The sequence below is a fragment of the Flavihumibacter solisilvae genome, from assembly GCF_000814475.1.
Lineage (GTDB): Bacteria > Bacteroidota > Bacteroidia > Chitinophagales > Chitinophagaceae > Flavihumibacter > Flavihumibacter solisilvae.
Genome location: NZ_JSVC01000007.1, coordinates 16607 through 33381, shown reverse-complemented (window position 1 = coordinate 33381; position 16775 = coordinate 16607). Strand labels below are relative to the sequence as shown.

The window sequence follows — 16775 nt, the reverse complement described above, 5'->3', positions numbered from 1 at the left end:
TTATGATAACTGTTTATTCAACAGGTTCAGCCATTCGTAATAGGGACCTTCAAGGTCCGGGCATTGATCAGGGTGCACAGTAGCCAGTGGCTGGCGGCCTGCAAAGGCATCTCTCTCTGAGGAATAATACCCGCACCCGATTCCGGCACCCAATGCCGCGCCAACGCTGCCGTCAGATGGGTACAGCGTAACAGGCACACCGGTAGCAGCTACAAAGGATTCCAGGAAAACGTCACTCTGGAAAAGATTCGCCCTGCCAGCCCTGATTGCAGTCGGCTGCAGGCCGTTCTCCCGCATGATGTCAAGTCCATACCGGAAAGCAAATGCAATTCCCTCCTGTATCGCCCGGAACAAATGACCCTGGCCGTGATGATTAAGATCGATACCACTGAATTGAGCACCAGTCTGCCGGTTGCCCAGCATGCGTTCGGCACCATTCCCGAAGGGAAGTACGCGTACACCTTCACTGCCGGGCTTTACACTGTTACTCATAGCATTTAAAGCGGCATAGTCTGCATTTGCGCCAATTATACGTTTTGCCCAGTTATACAGGATGCCGGTGCCATTGATACAAAGCAGGACACCGGTCCGGGTCTTCTCCCTACTGTGGTTCACATGCGCAAAGCTGTTAACGCGCGATTGCGGGTCGAATGTCAGCTGGTCACTCACCGCATAGATCACCCCGGATGTTCCTGCTGTTGCAGCCACTTCACCGGGCTCAGTGACTCCGAGCGACAGCGCATTGTTGGGTTGGTCGCCAGCTTTATAACTAACCGGAATCCCGGGCTTTAACTGCAGCGCTGTTGCCACCTGCGAGTTCACCCGGCCATGTTCTGAAAAAACATTCTGGGTAGGAGCAAAAAGCGCTGTATCAAAACCGAAATGATTTAATATTTCCCCGCTCAATTCATGGCGGGTAAAATTCCAGAATACACCTTCTGAAAGTGAAGAGGGAGTAGTGGTAACGGCACCGGTTAACCGGTACGCGATATAATCGCCCGGTAACATTACATGGGCTATTTCACTGTACACATTTTTTTCATTCTCCTTCACCCAGCCAAGTTTGGACGCCGTGAAATTTCCCGGTGAATTGAGGAAGTGCTGCAGGCAATACCCGGGACCTATTGCCGTGTTTGCTTTTTCACCAGTAGCTACTGCACGACTGTCGCACCAGATGATTGACGGACGAAGAACACTGTATTCCCTGTCCGTTATCACGAGGCCATGCATCTGGTAGGCTATACCGATAGCGCCAATGTCAGAAGGCTGGTAGCCACCCTTTGCGTGGGCTTTGAGAACGGCAGCCTGTACATGGTGCCACCAGGTGTCAGGATCCTGCTCAGCCCACCCGGGTTGCGGGCTGCTGATAGGTGTTTCTGAATCAGGATACTGAACGGTTACCAGCTGCTGCCTGGTGGCAGCATCCACAACTGAAACCTTTATGGAAGAAGTACCGACGTCTATTCCCAGCAAAAGCATATGGCAGCGGCATTTAAACGTAAAACAAGGCCACTAAATTAGATTTCCGCTTTTAAGGATGCTGCTACTTTATTCTTAAACTCTGAAACTATTTTAATAATTTAGGGAAATACCGGGGCTAACGAGTGTTAAAATAGTTGAATAATGAAACCCATTCTGGAAAAACTGCCTTTGGCGGGTAACGACTCTTTTCTTGCCCGCACATTCACGACACCGAATTTTGAAGTGCCCTGGCACCAGCACCCCGAGCTTGAACTGATCCTCTTCCTTGAAGGCGAAGGAAGTGCTTATGCGGGTAACCATGTGGGTAGCTTTTCCTCCGGTGATATTTACTTCCTGGGAAGCAACCTTCCTCACACTTTTCAGAAAGCCCGTCCCGGTATGATGACCAGCGCAGTGGTGGTTCAGTTCCTTGCTGATTTCTGGGGAAAGGAATTGCTGCAATTACCGGAATCGCGTGAACTCAGGACCTTATTTGAAACGGCAAAAGTCGGATTGAAAATAAAAGGCGAACTGTTACAGCCACTTGCCAGGCTGGTGAAGGACCTGGAGCACGCAGCAGGATTTGACAGGTTGCTATTATTATGTCAATGCCTTTCACTCATAGCTTCGAAAAAAGAGTATGACCAGTTATCGAGCCATCATATGGCCAGTTTGCAAACCAAGCAACAGCAGCGGATGGACAGGATCTTCCAATATACGATCGATCATTTTTCTGAAGGTATCAGTCTTGACGAAATCGCTTCATTTGCCGGCATGAGTGTTCCTGCATTCTGCAATTACTTCCGCAAGAGAACAAAGAAAACTTATGTCGAATTCCTGAACGAGGTAAGAATTGGCAAGGCTTGCCAGCTGTTGATCGATACCACTAATAGTGTAGCAGGGATTGCTTATGAATGTGGCTTCAACACGCTTGCAAATTTCAATAAGCAGTTCCTGAAAGTAAGTGGAACGCAACCGGGACTTTACCGGAAAAAATTCAGTGAAAGCAGTCTATTGTAGATACTCCCTTGGGATCCGGATCTCCTTTACTACGTGTTCCAGGTTGTGCATAGAATGGCGCAGCTTGTGATGGAATTTTGCTTCTTCACGGAAACGGAAAAGCAATTGGCGGATGCTGTTCTTCTTCAGGTAAAAGTCAATAGTAAGCCGTGAATGTTTATTGCTTAATCTTTCCAGCGTATATACGGTAGTGTTAGTATGCCTGTCGTCCGTTTCACTGAACTGGATCTTGTTGGGGTTATAGCTGAAGCTGGCTGAATAGATGTTTACTTCCCCGGTGTCCATCAATACGCGACACCGCATGCCCACCCGCGGAAGGTGATGCGTGTCTTCTTCCACCTTTACGACGCCATCCTGCCAGCGATTGCGATAATTGAAGTTGCCACTTGCATGGAAGAGCGGGATCATGTGGCAATCATATTCCATCGATGCAGAGGCCACTTTAACTTTGTCTGAAATGTCCAGCCGTGCAGGTTCTTCGTCAGGAAGATCGTTCTTCAACTGGCTGAGTTGTGTATAGTGAAACTCGATTTCTCCTGTGTCTGTCTTTTTTACACTACGGTTCCACTTCATCCAGTTTGCGAGATATACGGGTTGATCGTCATGCAGCAGGTTGCGGGTCACCAGCCAGTATTCATGTTGTTCGATATCATTCTTTAGCAATTGGTGCGCAACGATGATGTCTTTGCCGATTAGCTTATTGAAGTTCCTTACGTTGTAGCCGGTAAACTCACCATAATGCGTAATGATCTTAAGGCTTAGGTTCACAGCGGAGAGACAGGCATTGCACTGGCAGTAACGGCGGATCTCGTACAATGACAGCCGGCGATGGAAGTCGCAGAACATCTTTTGCACCTGCCTGTACAAGGCTTCGATGTCCGGTGATTCACCGAAACGGTAAAACAAAATGGCATCGCCTTCGATTTCAGATACTTCCAGGTCAAGCTGGTTTGAGTTAATAAGTACTTCAAGCAATTCCTGGATGATCATCCGGCTATGGTCGATCTCCGTTTCATTGACGAACCGGGTAAAGCCGCTTATGTCAGGAATAAAAAGCAGCCCCTTGGTTTCCATTTTTTATTTAAAGATAAATACTTTTAGAACCATGAAAATTGCTCTTATCCAATCGCGGCCGGTAAAAGGAAACATCGAAAGTAACATCCGTGATCATGTGCGGCTGACGAGGCAGGCGGCGGATTCGGGGGCTGAATTTGCAGTGTTCCCGGAACTGTCCATAACGGGATATGAACCAACGCTGGCAAAAGATCTTGCCATGCAACCAGGTGATCCAAGGTTAGACATCTTTCAGCAGCTCAGCGATGGAGAGAGCATAACCATAGCTGTTGGCGTACCAACGAGCGGGGCAACCGGCACCCAGATCAGCCTGGTGGTTTTCCAACCCGGGACTGACAGGCAGGTTTATTCAAAGCAACATCTTCATCCCGATGAATTTCCCTTTTTTGTGAATGGAAACGACTCGTTGTACCTGGGTGATGAAAGGGGTAAAATTGCGTTGGCGATCTGTTACGAGATCTCGGTGCCGGAACACTCTTTTGAAGCGAATGAAGCAGGAGCAGCCATTTACATCGCAAGCGTTGCCAAGACTGAAAGCGGGACCAGGAATGCATTTGCCAGCTTACCGGTAATTGCAGCCAGGTATTCCATGCATGTGCTGATGGCAAATTGTGTCGGGTTATGCGACGGGGTTATTTGTACTGGCAGTTCTGCGGCCTGGAATAAGGATGGGCAACTTGTGGGTAAGCTCGACGGAGTAAATGAAGGGATTCTCATTTTCGATACGGAATCACAGGTGGTTATCTCGTCAACAAATGGATAGTTTCGGTTATGCCCTTCTGTTACTGACATTTCTTTTGATATGCGACCAGCACCGATTGCCCGGTAACCAGGTGGTGGTGTCCGTTCCGCATAAATTTAGATCCGATCGTGGCCATGCAATATGCAGCCATGTTCAGGATACTCCCATCCAGCATCTTTTCTTTTAATCCCAGCCATTTCCTGAGAGAATGATGTAGCATGGTCTTGTCGTAGAACGAACGATGAACGAAATGCAGTTTTTCGTGCACAATCTTCAGCAGTTTCAGGTCGAATAACTTAGCGACATAGCCAAGAGTTTTATCCGGCCATCGTGAAGCATGATGAGGCGGCATATTCAGATAAGAATTGACCACGACCCTGATGAAGGAGTCGTCACTTGGAACCGCCAGGATCAACCTGCCTCCCGGCTTCAAACAATGAACGGCCGCCTCAAGGAAATCACGTGGATTTGCCACATGCTCCAATACCTGGAAAAAACAAACGACATCATATTGCTGCTCATGCTGTGCAGCATGAATCCGGATGTCTTCATTCTTCATATTGATGCCATTATTCCGTGCCGTCAGGATCGCTTTTTCGCTGAACTCCAGTCCTAAATAAGAATGATAGTTGATATAACTGGTAAATTTTCCTTCGCCGGGACCGATCTCAAGAATATCGTCAGTGGGATGGACAAATACTGCTGCGTCCCTGTATTCCTGTTTGTCCTGCAGGTAATAATTCCGGTAATTCTGGAGTTCGTCATAAAACAGCCCGTCACCGATTGCCTGGGGCCAGTAAAACCGCAGGTTGCATTCTTCGCATTCCAGGTAGTCAATCGCGTTTCTGTTAAAAAAACGATCTACTGCCACCCCCGCCCTGTTCCGGTACAATCGCGACAGTTGTGGTGTTTCCAATGTGTCGACCCGGTGTAGTGCCGGGCTATTACAAAGAATGCAGTTCACAATTAGTTAAGGTCAATTCGTGTACCAAACCCGGCAGGATCGCATTCGGGATGAAAAATACCCACTTATTCTCCCTCCCATTCCCGGTAAAACCTGTCTACATACTCCTGCATAAAATGATGTCTTTCTCCGGCCATCCGGCGGCCTGTGGCTGTATTCATCCGGTCCTTCAATAAGAACAGCTTTTCATAGAAGTGATTAATAGTTGGTGCGTTGCTATTTCGGTATTCCTCTTTTGACATGTTCAGCTGGGGTTTAACAGACGGGTCATAAAGTCCCCGGTTTTTATACCCGCCATAACTGAATGCCCTTGCGATCCCAATGGCGCCGATGGCATCAAGACGGTCTGCATCCTGTACAATATCCAGCTCGCGCGAACGGGAAACCGGGTTGTCGTTGCCTCCCTTGAACGAGATATTCCGGATAATGTCCTGCACCCGGGTGATGGTATCCTGTCCAACCTGAATCGAAGCGAGGAATTCGCCCGCGATGGCCGGGCCTTTATCCTCGTCGCCGCCATGGAATTTGGCATCGGCAATATCATGAAGCAGGGCCGCCAGTTCAACCACGAGCATGTCTGCATGTTCACCTTCGGCAATCTTCCGGGCGTTTTTCCAGACACGGTAAATATGCCACCAGTCGTGCCCGCCTTCGGCACCTGCCAGCTGTTCCTTTACAAATTGGACTGTCCTTTCAATAGTCTCGCCGTGCTTCATGAGGTGCATTTGGCTGCAAAATACTGTAAAGGTTCTGCCCTGCCATCCATGTGTCAACCATGTGTCAACCATGTGTCAACCATGTGCCAACCATGTGCCAAACAGGCTGCTACAGAGGAGATGGTACATTGACGACACATGGTTCACACATGGTTTAGGGGTTTTGTGGGCTGAGATCGATAGTTTCTATTTCCCAAGCCTGCCCCGAAGCCGTTCCAAAGCCGTCTCAAGGCCGTCCAGGCCATAGAAAAAGGTAACAAAAAGGCTAAGCCGAGCCTGCGCTGAAGCCTAAATTATGGGAGAATCATGGGAGCTTGAGTATAGCGCAAGGCTACAAAAGTGCATGGGTGACAGGTACAGCGTGCATGGGTGACATGATGTGATGTAAATCCAGGCATGAAAAGTAAAAATCAACGGGATTAAGCTGCATGAATAACACAGATGACTTGTTTAGCCATTTCATTCAAACCCCTGACCATTTCATTTACAAACGCACCTGACTGCTGGTAAACAGGGAGATCCGGTTCGAACCTGGATTCTTTTACATTCAGCCTGACAGAATGGAAATAACCGAAAATTTTGACTGGCGTTGAGTCAAATAATTCTACCGTGAAATAGATGAAATTTTTCGAAGACTCCGAATTGGTGACCTTAGCTGGTACTTCTGAACCTGACCATGGGAAAGTGAATTCAAAGACCATATTTCAGAATTTAAGGTGAATAATACCCTGCTCTTAACCTTCATGATCTCTTCCCCGGCATACCTTAAACAAAAAGCACTCCAAAAAGTCCACCGCCTAAAATGACACCGGTTTCGGTACGCGCCCGATGACCATTTCAACCCTTTTCGCAAGGGCAAGCAGATCACGGTCACGCCCGGCTGGCGCATCGATCTCAATGCCCAGGGGAAGGCCTTGTGAGTTCAAGGCCATAGGGAGACTAATTCCGGGCACTCCTGCGCTGCTGGAAGGATGTGTGTTGCGGGAGAGGAAAAGGTCAGTTACTTCTTTACCATCAACTGAGAACTGCCACTGTTGCCCGATTGCGGGTGCAGCACAGGGCGTTGCAGGAAAGATCAACGCATGAGCCTGGCCGAAAGCCTGGGCAAACCGCCGCTGCAGCTCCTGCCTGTCCTTATGGAGCGCAGAATCATAAGTTTCGTCGGAGATGTATCCTGCGCCTGATGGCAGGACGGCCTGGGTCCAGATAGTCCTGAGGGGTTCACCAAGTCCCGCAAATAGCTGGTCGAAAGAAACGGGCACTTTATTGTCCTCCAGGAATTCGGAAACGGCAGGTTTCGTCTCGTGCAAAAAGATGGACCAGGTGGCACGCGCGGCCAGGGCGTGAAAATCGCTGCCTAAATCCACTTCTACCAGCTTGGCGCCCGCATCCCTGAGCTTGCGGAGTGTTTCCCGGAACAGGCTTTCAACCTGCGGGTCTATGTCCTCGAGATATTGAGGTGCATAGGCGAACGTTACGCCTTTCAGGTCGGTCGGCGAGTTTTGGCTACCGGCAGAATTCCCTGTAATTAGCAGGTCGACCAAATCACAGTCTTTCACACTCCGGGCCAGGAGTCCGGTGGTGTCAAGAGTTGAAGCTATTGGTGCCACACCTTTGCCAGGCCAGCGGCCCGGAGTTGGCTTATAACCCACCACACCACACAACGAAGCCGGAACCCGGATGGAGCCAACCGTGTCGCCACCCAGTGCTGCAGGAACTAGCCGGGCAGCTACTGAGGAACCTGCTCCACTGGAGGAGCCTCCGGTAACATGCGCCTGGTTGTAGGGGTTTTTTACCTGGCCATAATGTTCGTTGAATCCCGTCAGCCCGTATGACATTTCCACCAGGTTATTTTTTCCAAAAACGATTGCACCGGCATCTTTCAGAAGCGATACTACTTCAGCATCACTGGCCGGTTTGAAGTTGCGGGTAGCAGAGGTGCCGAAGGTAGTGGTCATCCCCTTTGTCATATAGCTGTCTTTCACCCCCAGCGGCACACCAAGCAACGGCGCATGATGGCCGTTCTGAAGCATATGATCGGCTAGCCGTGCCGCCTCAAGTGCTGACGCTTCATCGATCGTAATGAATGCCATCAGATCGGCGTGTGTCCGTGCCCGGTCGAGCAACCTGCCGACGTAACTCTCGGAAGTGAATTCACCGTTTTGCAGGGCGCGGGCTGCATCAACGAGTCCGAGCTCATACAGTTCAACAGAAGTGTCCGGAATGTTTTTGCTGGGTTTCATGGCTCATCATTTTGAATGGGAGATGGGAATGGGAGCCTTTACACCTTTTTAATTTTTGCAGGGTTTGTGACTGGAATGGCTTGTTCAGCGACTTGAATATTCAGTTTTATTTGCGGAGAGAGCGGGATTCGTAGGCGAGCGCCTCCTGGCGTTTCATTGAGTTTATTTGCTGCCATTTAAAACAATTGAAGTGATTCAATTTGGTGGTGTTTTAATGGCAGGATAAAGATAGCAATAACACCCGTATCTCTATTGTTCTTGCCTTTCCAATAGATTTTATCTATTTGGCGGTATAATTTAATTTACTTCTCTCTTGCAAATTGACGATAGGTTTATTATTTTATTCCTATGCGAATACTTTCAGTAGTCACACTCTCTGCTTACAACCGAGTAAATGACAAGGTTGGTAACAATAAAACAGTTGAAATCATTGGACCGGTTGAATACTCGTGAAAAGATTCAACAGGTTCTAAAATAGGTTCAAGTCCAAAATACACTTAGCTTAATTCATTCGTCTCATTGGAAATCAAAGGCATAGCGGTTACGAGCAGTAATACGTAGTAAAAATGGTAGCAAACACCTTAATAATATTACATGAAAAAACAAGTGAAAAAACAAGAAATCAAGATGACTGCCTTTAGGCAGGAAGGCGACCCATCAGACTGTAAGTCAACAGTTAGGATCAGTGGTCTGGGAAATATCGATTATATATGTGACAATTGCAATTCAGTTTTGATGGAAAATATTTTACAAAATAGTATGAGCGGAACTTTCAGGGTCTATTGCTGCAGGTGTGGATTGACTAATGAAATAGACTTTCCCGCAGTAAAATCTACTAACAAGTGATAGATCCCAAGTTGTCCCTTACCGTCTTTTAGTATAATTCTTTCCCTTTGGCATCGCGAAGCAAATAGACTTTTTTACCGACCTATTATGCTACCTATTGTAAATAAAAAAGCTGAAACACAATACCAGACTGTGATTCAGCTATACTAGTGCGGAGAGAGCGGGATTCGAACCCGCGATACCCTTTAGAGGTATACACACTTTCCAGGCGTGCTCCTTCAACCACTCGGACATCTCTCCGGATAATCGGGCCGCAAATATAGGGATTTCCTAGGCATTGGTCAATTCGCCCCGCAAAGAAGTTTCGAGCAACTCTTTGAGCCGGGCTCGTGAATGTTTCTGGGCGAGCAGGAACATCAGTTTGCCGAGTGCGGCCTCGAAGGTCATGTCGTAACCACTGACCACCCCCATCTCCTTGAGCTGCATACTCGTTTCATAACGGCCAAGTTCTACCGCACCACCATCACATTGCGTAATGTCAAGTAAGATCACTCCCCTTTTGATCGCTTTGCGCAGGCAGTTGATGAACCAGGGTTCAGTTGTGGCATTGCCGCTTCCAAAGGTTTCCAGGATCACGGCTTTTACCCCGGGCGTCTGCAGCACCCCTTCAACCGTTGCTTCGGTAATACCGGGAAAGATCTTCAGTACAGCCACAGACGAATCAAGCCGGCGATGAACTTTCAGGGGCTGTTCGCTGTGCCTGATGATGTATTCACGGTGATATTTGATGCTGATGCCGGCTTCAGCCAGGGCCGGATAGTTCATGCTGTAAAAGGCCTCAAATTTTTCGGCATTGTATTTTTTGGACCTGTTGCCCCGGAACAACTGGTAATCAAAATAAATGCATACTTCCGGAACTATGGCTTTACTACCCTTGCGGGCGGCCGCGATTTCCAGGGCAGTGATGATATTTTCCTTGGCATCCGTCCGGATCTCCCCAATCGGTAATTGTGAACCGGTGAGCACTACCGGCTTCGACAGGTTCTCCAGCAGGAAACTCAGTGCCGAGGCTGTAAAGGCCATGGTATCTGAACCGTGCAGGATCACAAATCCATCGTAGCGGTCATATTCCTTTTCAATGATCAGTGCCAGTTCCACCCAAACTTTCGGATGCATATTGGAAGAATCCATTGGCGGGTTGAACGCATGCACTTCAAATTCGTAACCCAGCTTCACAATCTCAGGGATATTGTCCCTGATCTCTTTGAACCCAATGGGTTTCAATGCGCCAGTGCCGGCATCGATGACCATCCCTACAGTTCCACCGGTATAAATGATGAGGATACGGGTCTTACCCTGTTTCCGGTTAGGTTTATTCATGAAGCAGTAAGTTTGAATAATTTTCTGGCGTTAGCGGTAGTTCGGGCAGCCACTTCTTCGCGGTCGACCTGGTAGATCTCTGCAAGCTTTGCTACCACATAGGGCAGGTAGGCGCTTTCATTCCGTTTCCCGCGGAAAGGTACGGGGGTCAGGTAAGGCGCATCTGTCTCCAGCACGATCTGGTCCAGGCTCAGCCGTTCGAGGACAGCCGGCAGCCCGGCGTTTTTATATGTCACCACCCCGCCGATACCCAGGTAAAAACCAGCGTCCGCTATTTGCTTTGCCTGTTCATAGCTGCCGCCGAAACAGTGAAATACCCCACCCAGCCCCTTCCCGATGTGTTCATTTACTATTTCAATACACTCCTGCGTTGAGTTACGGGAATGGATCACAATTGGCAGGGAATATTTTAGTGCGAGACCAATCTGCCTTCTGAATGCATCATACTGCTGGTTCTCGAAGGTGCGGTCCCAGTAAAAATCCAACCCGATTTCGCCAACCGCGGCAAAGCTCCGCTTCGACAGCCATTCTTCCACGAGCTTTAGTTCATCTTCCACATTCTCCTTGACATAACAGGGATGCAGACCCATCATAGCCACGCACTTACCGGGAAAAGCAGCTTCCAGGTCAACAAGATTCTGGTGTTCCGAACTGTCGATTGCCGGCAGGTAGATCTGTTCCACGCCAGCGGCTGTGGCTTTTTCTATGACCAATCGGATGTCTTCGCGGAATTCTTCGAGGTATAAATGACAGTGAGTGTCGATCAGGACCATCCGCCAAAGTTCAATAAAATTTAAAACTATTTTAAACGTTTTGGATACAACCGGGTCATATGACCACAAAAATCACGTCAAATGAAAATTTCCCAATCCACTAAAAGCTTACTGGCTGCCGTGCTGGTATCGGTCACGATGCTGTTCACAGCCTGCCAGAAAAATGCCGACAAAACGGCTGAAAATGAAGAAGTTACGCTGACTAAAAACTCAATGGAAGCGGAGGCGCAGAGTGAGGTACTTTTTGATGATGTATTCAACAACGTTATTGGTGTCAACGCATCCGTGGGGATTGGCGGTACCGGCGAGTTTCAGTCTGCCGCCCACTCCGACCAGCCCGGCACAGCGCAAGCAACCTGCTTCAATGTAAGCATGGAGTACCTGGATACCCAGGACACGTTTCCGGTAAAGGTTACTATTGACTTCGGAAACGGCTGCACCGGCCGCGATGGCAGGGTTCGCAAAGGCAAGATTATAACAGTATATACAGGTCACCTCATCTGGCCCGGAAGTGTCGCAGAAACCAGTTTTGAAGGTTATTACGTGAATGATATCAAGGTTGAAGGATCGCATCGTATTGAAAATAAGAGCAGTGCCAACGTGCTGAGCTTCGAAACCAGGGTAGTCCAGGGGAAGCTGACCAATGCCCAGGGGGACTATATCAACTGGAACAGGACACGGTTAATTACCCAGGTAGACGGACTGGGAACGCCATGGGTGCCGGGTGATGATGCATTTTCGGTTGTGGGTAACGGAAGCGGTACTGTTAAGAAGGGCGACCATACCAGCGAATGGACAAGTACCAATCTTGAGCCCCTGATCAAAAGGTTTAACTGCCGTTGGATCGTAAAAGGCAAACAGGCCATCCAGAGAAATGGCGGTTACCAGGGGGTTGTGGACTTTGGAAATGGTGATTGTGACAACAAAGCAATCCTAGTAGTAAACGGGGTTTCCGCAGAAATTACTTTGAAGTAATTAAAAAAATATTATACCTTTAAACCAGTTTTCATAGGGTACGGATTAAAAACGGGCCAGGGTTTCTACCCAGGCCCAACTTTTTTTTAGGGCACTCCGCCGGCTTCTCATTATATTTTTGGATAATTTATTTGTTCCTGTGTTTTCCCAGGATATCCATAGAAATAGTTTCAAATGTGTAGCCGGCGGACGAAAATCTCTCCAGGGTCCGGGGTAAAACGTACGCCAGCCTGTCCCACGCTTTCTCACTGTCATGGAATAATACGATCGATCCCGGCTGAACGTTTTTTTCAACCGACTTCCAACAGGATTCAGGTGTCCTGCTTTTATCAAAATCACCGGTAAGGATTGTCCACATTATAATTTCCCATCCTGTGTCCTGCAATGCCTTCGATTGGAATTGTGTCATCCTTCCGTATGGTGGACGGAATAATTTACTGTCAATATATTTTGCGGCTTCTTTAATGTCATCAAAATATTCCCGGGAATCTGTTTTCCATCCATTCCTGTGATTCATGGTGTGATTACCGGTTACATGTCCTGATGATAAGATCCGCGCATATACATCCGGATATTCGCGTGCATTTTTTCCTATACAGAAAAAAGTCGCCTTGGCATTATACTGTTGAAGGCGATCGAGCACAAATGGAGTAATCGTCGGATGCGGTCCGTCGTCAAACGTCAGGTAAATCTTCTTCTCATTAGTCTCCACTTTCCAATGACGCGAAGGGTAAAGGGCACGCAGCAGCGTGTTGCCAGAAGTCCAATATAACATGATACAAATCTAACGAGTTTGAAGTTGTTTATCTTTGCGGCTATGTCAACAAAAGTCCGTGTAAGATTTGCGCCAAGTCCCACCGGTGGCCTTCACCTGGGTGGAGTGAGAACAGTCCTTTACAATTACCTGTTTGCCCGTCACCATGGCGGAGAATTTGTTTTACGAATAGAAGACACCGACCAGGCACGTTTTGTGCCCGGCGCTGAAGAATATATTCTTGAATGCCTGCGCTGGTGTGGATTGGAGCCTGATGAGAGTCCCGTGCATGGCGGACCATTTGCTCCTTACCGCCAGAGCGAACGAAAAGAAATATATCGTGAGTATGCGGAGAAGCTTGTTGCTTCCGGCCGCGCCTACTACGCCTTCGATACTCCAGAAGAGTTGGAAGCCATGCGCAGTACCTACAAGTCCGAAGAAAATCCTTCACCGCAATACGATCACCGGCTGCGCGGAAAAATGAAAAACTCACTTACTCTTGGTGAGTCGGAAGTGAAGAAACTGATCGCTGATGGCGTACCCCATGTTATCCGCATCAACCTGCCTGAAAACGAAACGGTAAGCTTTACCGATATGATTCGCGGCGAAGTAAGTTTCAACACCGCAACTGTCGACGACAAAGTACTGCTGAAACATGACGGCATGCCGACTTATCACCTTGCCGTAGTGGTAGACGATTACCAGATGAAGATCACACATGCCTTCAGGGGAGAAGAATGGCTGCCCAGTGCGCCCGTGCATATTTTACTCTGGGATTACCTGGGGTGGAAAGAGTCCATGCCGCAATGGGCACACCTTCCACTCATACTTAAGCCGGATGGTAATGGCAAACTTAGTAAGCGTGATGGCGACAGGCTTGGCTTCCCGGTATTTGCAATGAACTGGAAAGATCCGCGCTCCAATGATTTCACGCAGGGATTCCGTGAAAGAGGGTTTCTGCCGGAAGCATTCGTGAACCTGCTGGCACTGCTCGGATGGAATGACGGAAGCGGTACTGAAATATTCACACTTGAGGAACTGACCGCACGTTTTTCTATGGACCGGGTACATAAGGGCGGGGCAAAGTTCGATTATGAAAAAGCAAAGTGGTTCAACCACGAATGGATCAAGCATGCGCCTGCAGAAAGACTGCTGCCTGATGTAAAGAAAGTGCTTGAACAGAATAACATTTCGGTTGCTGATGATAGTTATGTAGTTCGTGTTATTGATATGGTAAAGGAAAGATGCACTTTGCTTACAGACTTTTATGAGCAATCCGCATTCTTTTTCAACACACCTTCAACGTTGGAAACCGGGGCTGTACTGCCAAAATGGAATGCCGATAAAGAAGTATTCTTCAGGGAGCTTACAGGTCGGCTGGATGCACTGACGGACTGGTCGGCTGCTGAGATCGAAACAGCTTTCAAATCGCTTGCAGCAGAAAAAAATATCAAGGTTGGGGAATTGCAACTCCCCTTCCGCATCATGCTTGTAGGTGGCAAATTCGGTCCGGCCGTATTTGAGATTGCATCGATGATCGGTGCTGGTGAAACGGTTAAACGCATTAATGCCGGTTTGCAGCAACTGGCTGTTTCCTGACCTTATCCCAGGGCCTGCATCCGATTGAGAAGCGGCTTCCAGCGGGCGGTAAATAAAGAAGTAAGTAAAGCCTTGTCTTCCTTCGACAGCGTGATGGATGACGCAGTATTCTCACGAGCCTGTTCAACTGTCCGGATACCAGGGATTATGGTGCTGACTTCAGGGAAACTGAGTACAAATGCCAGTGCGAGAGCAGTTTTCGTGCACTGGTATTTGTTGCACAGGGGCCAGATGTCTTCTTCCAGGATGGTAAGTGCTTCATCCATAATCTCCGGCGTGAGACGGAAGTTGCGGTGGTCGTCGGCACCGAATTTCCTTTCGCGGGTGAACTTCCCGGTGAGCAATCCGAACTGCAATGGCATGCGGGCGATAATTCCATAGCCTTCACCGGATGCTTTTCCCATAATCTCAAGCGCCTGCTGGTTAATGAGATTAAACACAAGCTGAAACCCATCACCCACATTATTTGACATCATGAATTCAGCTTCAGGTGCCGGTTCAAAAGTATTGAGTGACAATCCCCAGTAACGGATTTTTCCCTGGCGTTTCAATGTTTCCATTGCGTCAATGCATTCACCGTTCTGAAGATGTTTCAGCCGGGCCGAATGCAACTGGTAATAATCGATCACATCCCGTTGCAGTCTTTGCAGGCTTTGTTCACACGCTTTCTGGATGTAATTGCCGGAATAATCCAGCACAATATTTTCATCGATATTCCGGTGGCCAACCTTGGTGGCAATGATTACATCCTGTTTTCCTTTGAGCACTTTTCCAAGTAATTCTTCCGAATGTCCCAGTCCATAAAAATCTGCCGTATCAAAAAAATTCAGTCCCTGTGCCAGGCTTTCATGAATGGCAGCAGCAGCGAGATTATCATCGGTAGCACCCCAGCCGATGGGAACATTTCCAACCATTGCGTTGCCACCGATTGCCCAGGCACCAAAGCCTGTTTCACTGACCTGGAGTGATGTATTGCCGAATTGCCGGTAGTTCATAATGCTATTTTGTAACAGTACTTAAATATAACCTCAAAACGCAAACCTCCCTATCTTTACCCAGCCATATGACTACAATAAATCGTCCCATACGCGTACTGGTTGCCAAGGTCGGACTTGACGGCCATGATCGCGGTGCCAAAGTGATTGCTACTGCTTTACGCGACTCCGGCATGGAAGTCATCTATACCGGTTTACGCCAGACTCCCGAGATGGTTGTGAATGCTGCCCTGCAGGAAGATGTGGATGCCATCGGTATCAGTATCCTGAGCGGTGCGCACATGACAGTGTTTCCACGTATTATCGAGCTGATGAAAGATAAAGGAATGGATGATGTGCTGCTCACCGGGGGCGGAATCATTCCTGAAGAAGATATGCAATCACTGCTTGGGATGGGCGTAGGAAAATTATTCGTACCCGGAACGACAACCTCGGAGATTGCAGGTTACATCAAAGGCTGGGTAAAGGAACACAGGAAATTCTGAAATATTTTTTATGTACCAGACGCTGCTCACTTCGGTCGAAGACCGCATCCTAACGGTAACGATCAACCGACCTGATAAACTGAATGCATTGAACCGGACCGTAATTACGGAACTGGCAGATGTCATTTCCAGGATTTATACGGACAATGATATTGCTGCGGCCGTTATCACAGGTGCCGGACCCAAAAGTTTCGTCGCCGGTGCCGATATCAGTGAATTCCTTGAGCTGGATGGAACCGGCGGGAAGAGTCTTGCCGAGAAAGGCCAGGAACAGGTGTTCAGCCGGATTGAAAATGCGCCAAAACCTATCGTAGCCGCAGTAAATGGTTTTGCGCTCGGCGGTGGTTGTGAGCTGGCCATGGCCTGTCATTTCAGGCTGGCATCAGAAAATGCAAGATTCGGTCAGCCTGAAGTAAACCTGGGACTGATACCCGGTTATGGGGGAACCCAGCGACTTACCCAGCTGGTTGGCAAAGGGAAAGCCATGGAGCTGATGCTTACCGGGGCAATGATCGATGCACGCGAAGCGCTGTCGCTTGGACTGGTAAACCATGTAACGACTGCGGACGAACTGCTGCCGCGGACGACAACCATTCTGAAAACCATCATTTCAAAGGCGCCGATGGCTATTTCCCGCATCATCGCCCTAACCAATATTGCAGCACTGGGCGATGCCGGCGGACTATCGCGCGAAGTTGCAGCGTTCGGAGAACTCTTTGATACAGCTGATGCGAAGGAGGGAGCAAAGGCGTTCCTCGAAAAAAGGACGCCTGAGTTCAGGGGCTCGTAACCATTTCCCTGCTAACTT

General features: G+C 48.5%; 17 protein-coding genes and 1 tRNA gene. 6 read left to right on the top strand and 12 right to left on the bottom strand.

Annotation, left to right across the window (positions count from 1 at the left end; translation table 11 throughout):
- Entirely contained in the window at nucleotides 1–1479 is a 1479-nt protein-coding gene (locus OI18_RS06565) for a xylulokinase (protein ID WP_039138271.1), read from the bottom strand.
- Between the two features lie 144 nt (nucleotides 1480–1623).
- Between OI18_RS06565 and OI18_RS06560 the strand changes: the two genes are divergently transcribed.
- A complete protein-coding gene (locus OI18_RS06560) occupies nucleotides 1624–2481 on the top strand; it encodes an AraC family transcriptional regulator (protein ID WP_039138269.1) in 858 nt (285 codons plus the stop codon).
- Here OI18_RS06560 and OI18_RS06555 read toward each other — a convergent pair.
- Nucleotides 2473–3555 (bottom strand): DUF2652 domain-containing protein, encoded by a 1083-nt coding sequence (locus OI18_RS06555; protein WP_039138267.1) that lies wholly within the window; start codon nucleotides 3553–3555, stop codon nucleotides 2473–2475. The genes OI18_RS06560 and OI18_RS06555 overlap by 9 nt on opposite strands.
- 31 nt (nucleotides 3556–3586) lie before the next feature.
- Here OI18_RS06555 and OI18_RS06550 point away from each other — a divergent pair, with 31 nt between their 5' ends.
- Nucleotides 3587–4318 (top strand): carbon-nitrogen hydrolase family protein, encoded by a 732-nt coding sequence (locus tag OI18_RS06550; RefSeq protein ID WP_039138265.1) that lies wholly within the window; start codon nucleotides 3587–3589, stop codon nucleotides 4316–4318.
- A gap of 19 nt (nucleotides 4319–4337) precedes the next feature.
- Here OI18_RS06550 and OI18_RS06545 read toward each other — a convergent pair whose 3' ends face one another.
- The 8 genes from OI18_RS06545 to OI18_RS06515 all read right to left on the bottom strand — a co-directional run bounded on the left by OI18_RS06545 (nucleotide 4338) and on the right by OI18_RS06515 (nucleotide 11159).
- Nucleotides 4338–5213, bottom strand: coding sequence for a class I SAM-dependent methyltransferase (locus OI18_RS06545; RefSeq protein WP_160290201.1), 876 nt, complete (start codon nucleotides 5211–5213; stop codon nucleotides 4338–4340).
- Between the two features lie 113 nt (nucleotides 5214–5326).
- On the bottom strand, nucleotides 5327–5977 hold the full coding sequence (locus OI18_RS06540) for an HD domain-containing protein (RefSeq protein WP_039138464.1): 651 nt from the start codon (nucleotides 5975–5977) through the stop codon (nucleotides 5327–5329).
- Between the two features lie 419 nt (nucleotides 5978–6396).
- Nucleotides 6397–6678, bottom strand: a complete 282-nt coding sequence (locus OI18_RS06535; protein WP_039138260.1) for a hypothetical protein — start codon at nucleotides 6676–6678, stop codon at nucleotides 6397–6399.
- 96 nt (nucleotides 6679–6774) lie between these two features.
- On the bottom strand, nucleotides 6775–8220 hold the full coding sequence (locus tag OI18_RS06530; RefSeq protein WP_039138259.1) for an amidase family protein: 1446 nt from the start codon (nucleotides 8218–8220) through the stop codon (nucleotides 6775–6777).
- A 38-nt stretch (nucleotides 8221–8258) separates the two neighbouring features.
- Nucleotides 8259–8396: a hypothetical protein gene (locus OI18_RS24655; RefSeq protein WP_160290200.1), complete on the bottom strand. Its 138-nt coding sequence runs from the start codon at nucleotides 8394–8396 to the stop codon at nucleotides 8259–8261.
- An 822-nt stretch (nucleotides 8397–9218) separates the two neighbouring features.
- Nucleotides 9219–9306: transfer RNA gene (locus tag OI18_RS06525), tRNA-Ser, on the bottom strand.
- A 30-nt stretch (nucleotides 9307–9336) separates the two neighbouring features.
- Entirely contained in the window at nucleotides 9337–10386 is a 1050-nt protein-coding gene (locus tag OI18_RS06520) for an asparaginase (protein ID WP_039138245.1), read from the bottom strand.
- Nucleotides 10383–11159, bottom strand: a complete 777-nt coding sequence (locus OI18_RS06515; protein ID WP_039138462.1) for a TatD family hydrolase — start codon at nucleotides 11157–11159, stop codon at nucleotides 10383–10385. Before OI18_RS06515 ends, OI18_RS06520 begins: the two co-directional genes overlap by 4 nt.
- A gap of 81 nt (nucleotides 11160–11240) precedes the next feature.
- On the opposite strand from OI18_RS06515, the gene OI18_RS06510 reads away from it, so the two are divergent.
- Nucleotides 11241–12134, top strand: a complete 894-nt coding sequence (locus OI18_RS06510) for a hypothetical protein (RefSeq protein ID WP_152616756.1) — start codon at nucleotides 11241–11243, stop codon at nucleotides 12132–12134.
- 127 nt (nucleotides 12135–12261) lie between these two features.
- Here OI18_RS06510 and OI18_RS06505 read toward each other — a convergent pair whose 3' ends face one another.
- Nucleotides 12262–12909, bottom strand: a complete 648-nt coding sequence (locus OI18_RS06505; protein WP_039138239.1) for a polysaccharide deacetylase family protein — start codon at nucleotides 12907–12909, stop codon at nucleotides 12262–12264.
- Nucleotides 12910–12951: 42 nt separating this feature from the next.
- Between OI18_RS06505 and gltX the strand changes: the two genes are divergently transcribed.
- Entirely contained in the window at nucleotides 12952–14487 is a 1536-nt protein-coding gene (gene gltX, locus OI18_RS06500) for a glutamate--tRNA ligase (RefSeq protein WP_039138237.1), read from the top strand.
- A gap of 2 nt (nucleotides 14488–14489) precedes the next feature.
- Here gltX and OI18_RS06495 read toward each other — a convergent pair whose 3' ends face one another.
- Nucleotides 14490–15482, bottom strand: a complete 993-nt coding sequence (locus OI18_RS06495) for an aldo/keto reductase (protein WP_052272938.1) — start codon at nucleotides 15480–15482, stop codon at nucleotides 14490–14492.
- A gap of 68 nt (nucleotides 15483–15550) precedes the next feature.
- Between OI18_RS06495 and OI18_RS06490 the strand changes: the two genes are divergently transcribed.
- The gene (locus tag OI18_RS06490) at nucleotides 15551–15967 is read left to right on the top strand and encodes a cobalamin B12-binding domain-containing protein (RefSeq protein WP_039138234.1); all 417 of its coding nucleotides are present in this window, start codon (nucleotides 15551–15553) and stop codon (nucleotides 15965–15967) included.
- Nucleotides 15968–15977: 10 nt separating this feature from the next.
- Nucleotides 15978–16757 (top strand): enoyl-CoA hydratase-related protein, encoded by a 780-nt coding sequence (locus OI18_RS06485; RefSeq protein ID WP_039138233.1) that lies wholly within the window; start codon nucleotides 15978–15980, stop codon nucleotides 16755–16757.
- Nucleotides 16758–16775 lie beyond the last annotated feature (18 nt).

Excerpts from the sequence above, each read along its gene's own strand:
- OI18_RS06550 (WP_039138265.1), top strand. The coding sequence starts at position 3,587 with ATGAAAATTGCTCTTATCCAATCGCGGCCGGTAAAAGGAAACATCGAA.
- OI18_RS06510 (WP_152616756.1), top strand. The coding sequence starts at position 11,241 with ATGAAAATTTCCCAATCCACTAAAAGCTTACTGGCTGCCGTGCTGGTA.
- OI18_RS24655 (WP_160290200.1), bottom strand. The coding sequence starts at position 8,396 with ATGGCAGCAAATAAACTCAATGAAACGCCAGGAGGCGCTCGCCTACGA.
- OI18_RS06555 (WP_039138267.1), bottom strand. The coding sequence starts at position 3,555 with ATGGAAACCAAGGGGCTGCTTTTTATTCCTGACATAAGCGGCTTTACC.
- OI18_RS06565 (WP_039138271.1), bottom strand. The coding sequence starts at position 1,479 with ATGCTTTTGCTGGGAATAGACGTCGGTACTTCTTCCATAAAGGTTTCA.
- OI18_RS06535 (WP_039138260.1), bottom strand. The coding sequence starts at position 6,678 with ATGGTCTTTGAATTCACTTTCCCATGGTCAGGTTCAGAAGTACCAGCT.
- OI18_RS06560 (WP_039138269.1), top strand. The coding sequence starts at position 1,624 with ATGAAACCCATTCTGGAAAAACTGCCTTTGGCGGGTAACGACTCTTTT.
- OI18_RS06530 (WP_039138259.1), bottom strand. The coding sequence starts at position 8,220 with ATGAAACCCAGCAAAAACATTCCGGACACTTCTGTTGAACTGTATGAG.
- gltX (WP_039138237.1), top strand. The coding sequence starts at position 12,952 with ATGTCAACAAAAGTCCGTGTAAGATTTGCGCCAAGTCCCACCGGTGGC.
- OI18_RS06485 (WP_039138233.1), top strand. The coding sequence starts at position 15,978 with ATGTACCAGACGCTGCTCACTTCGGTCGAAGACCGCATCCTAACGGTA.
- OI18_RS06515 (WP_039138462.1), bottom strand. The coding sequence starts at position 11,159 with ATGGTCCTGATCGACACTCACTGTCATTTATACCTCGAAGAATTCCGC.
- OI18_RS06520 (WP_039138245.1), bottom strand. The coding sequence starts at position 10,386 with ATGAATAAACCTAACCGGAAACAGGGTAAGACCCGTATCCTCATCATT.
- OI18_RS06505 (WP_039138239.1), bottom strand. The coding sequence starts at position 12,909 with ATGTTATATTGGACTTCTGGCAACACGCTGCTGCGTGCCCTTTACCCT.
- OI18_RS06540 (WP_039138464.1), bottom strand. The coding sequence starts at position 5,977 with ATGAAGCACGGCGAGACTATTGAAAGGACAGTCCAATTTGTAAAGGAA.
- OI18_RS06490 (WP_039138234.1), top strand. The coding sequence starts at position 15,551 with ATGACTACAATAAATCGTCCCATACGCGTACTGGTTGCCAAGGTCGGA.
- OI18_RS06495 (WP_052272938.1), bottom strand. The coding sequence starts at position 15,482 with ATGAACTACCGGCAATTCGGCAATACATCACTCCAGGTCAGTGAAACA.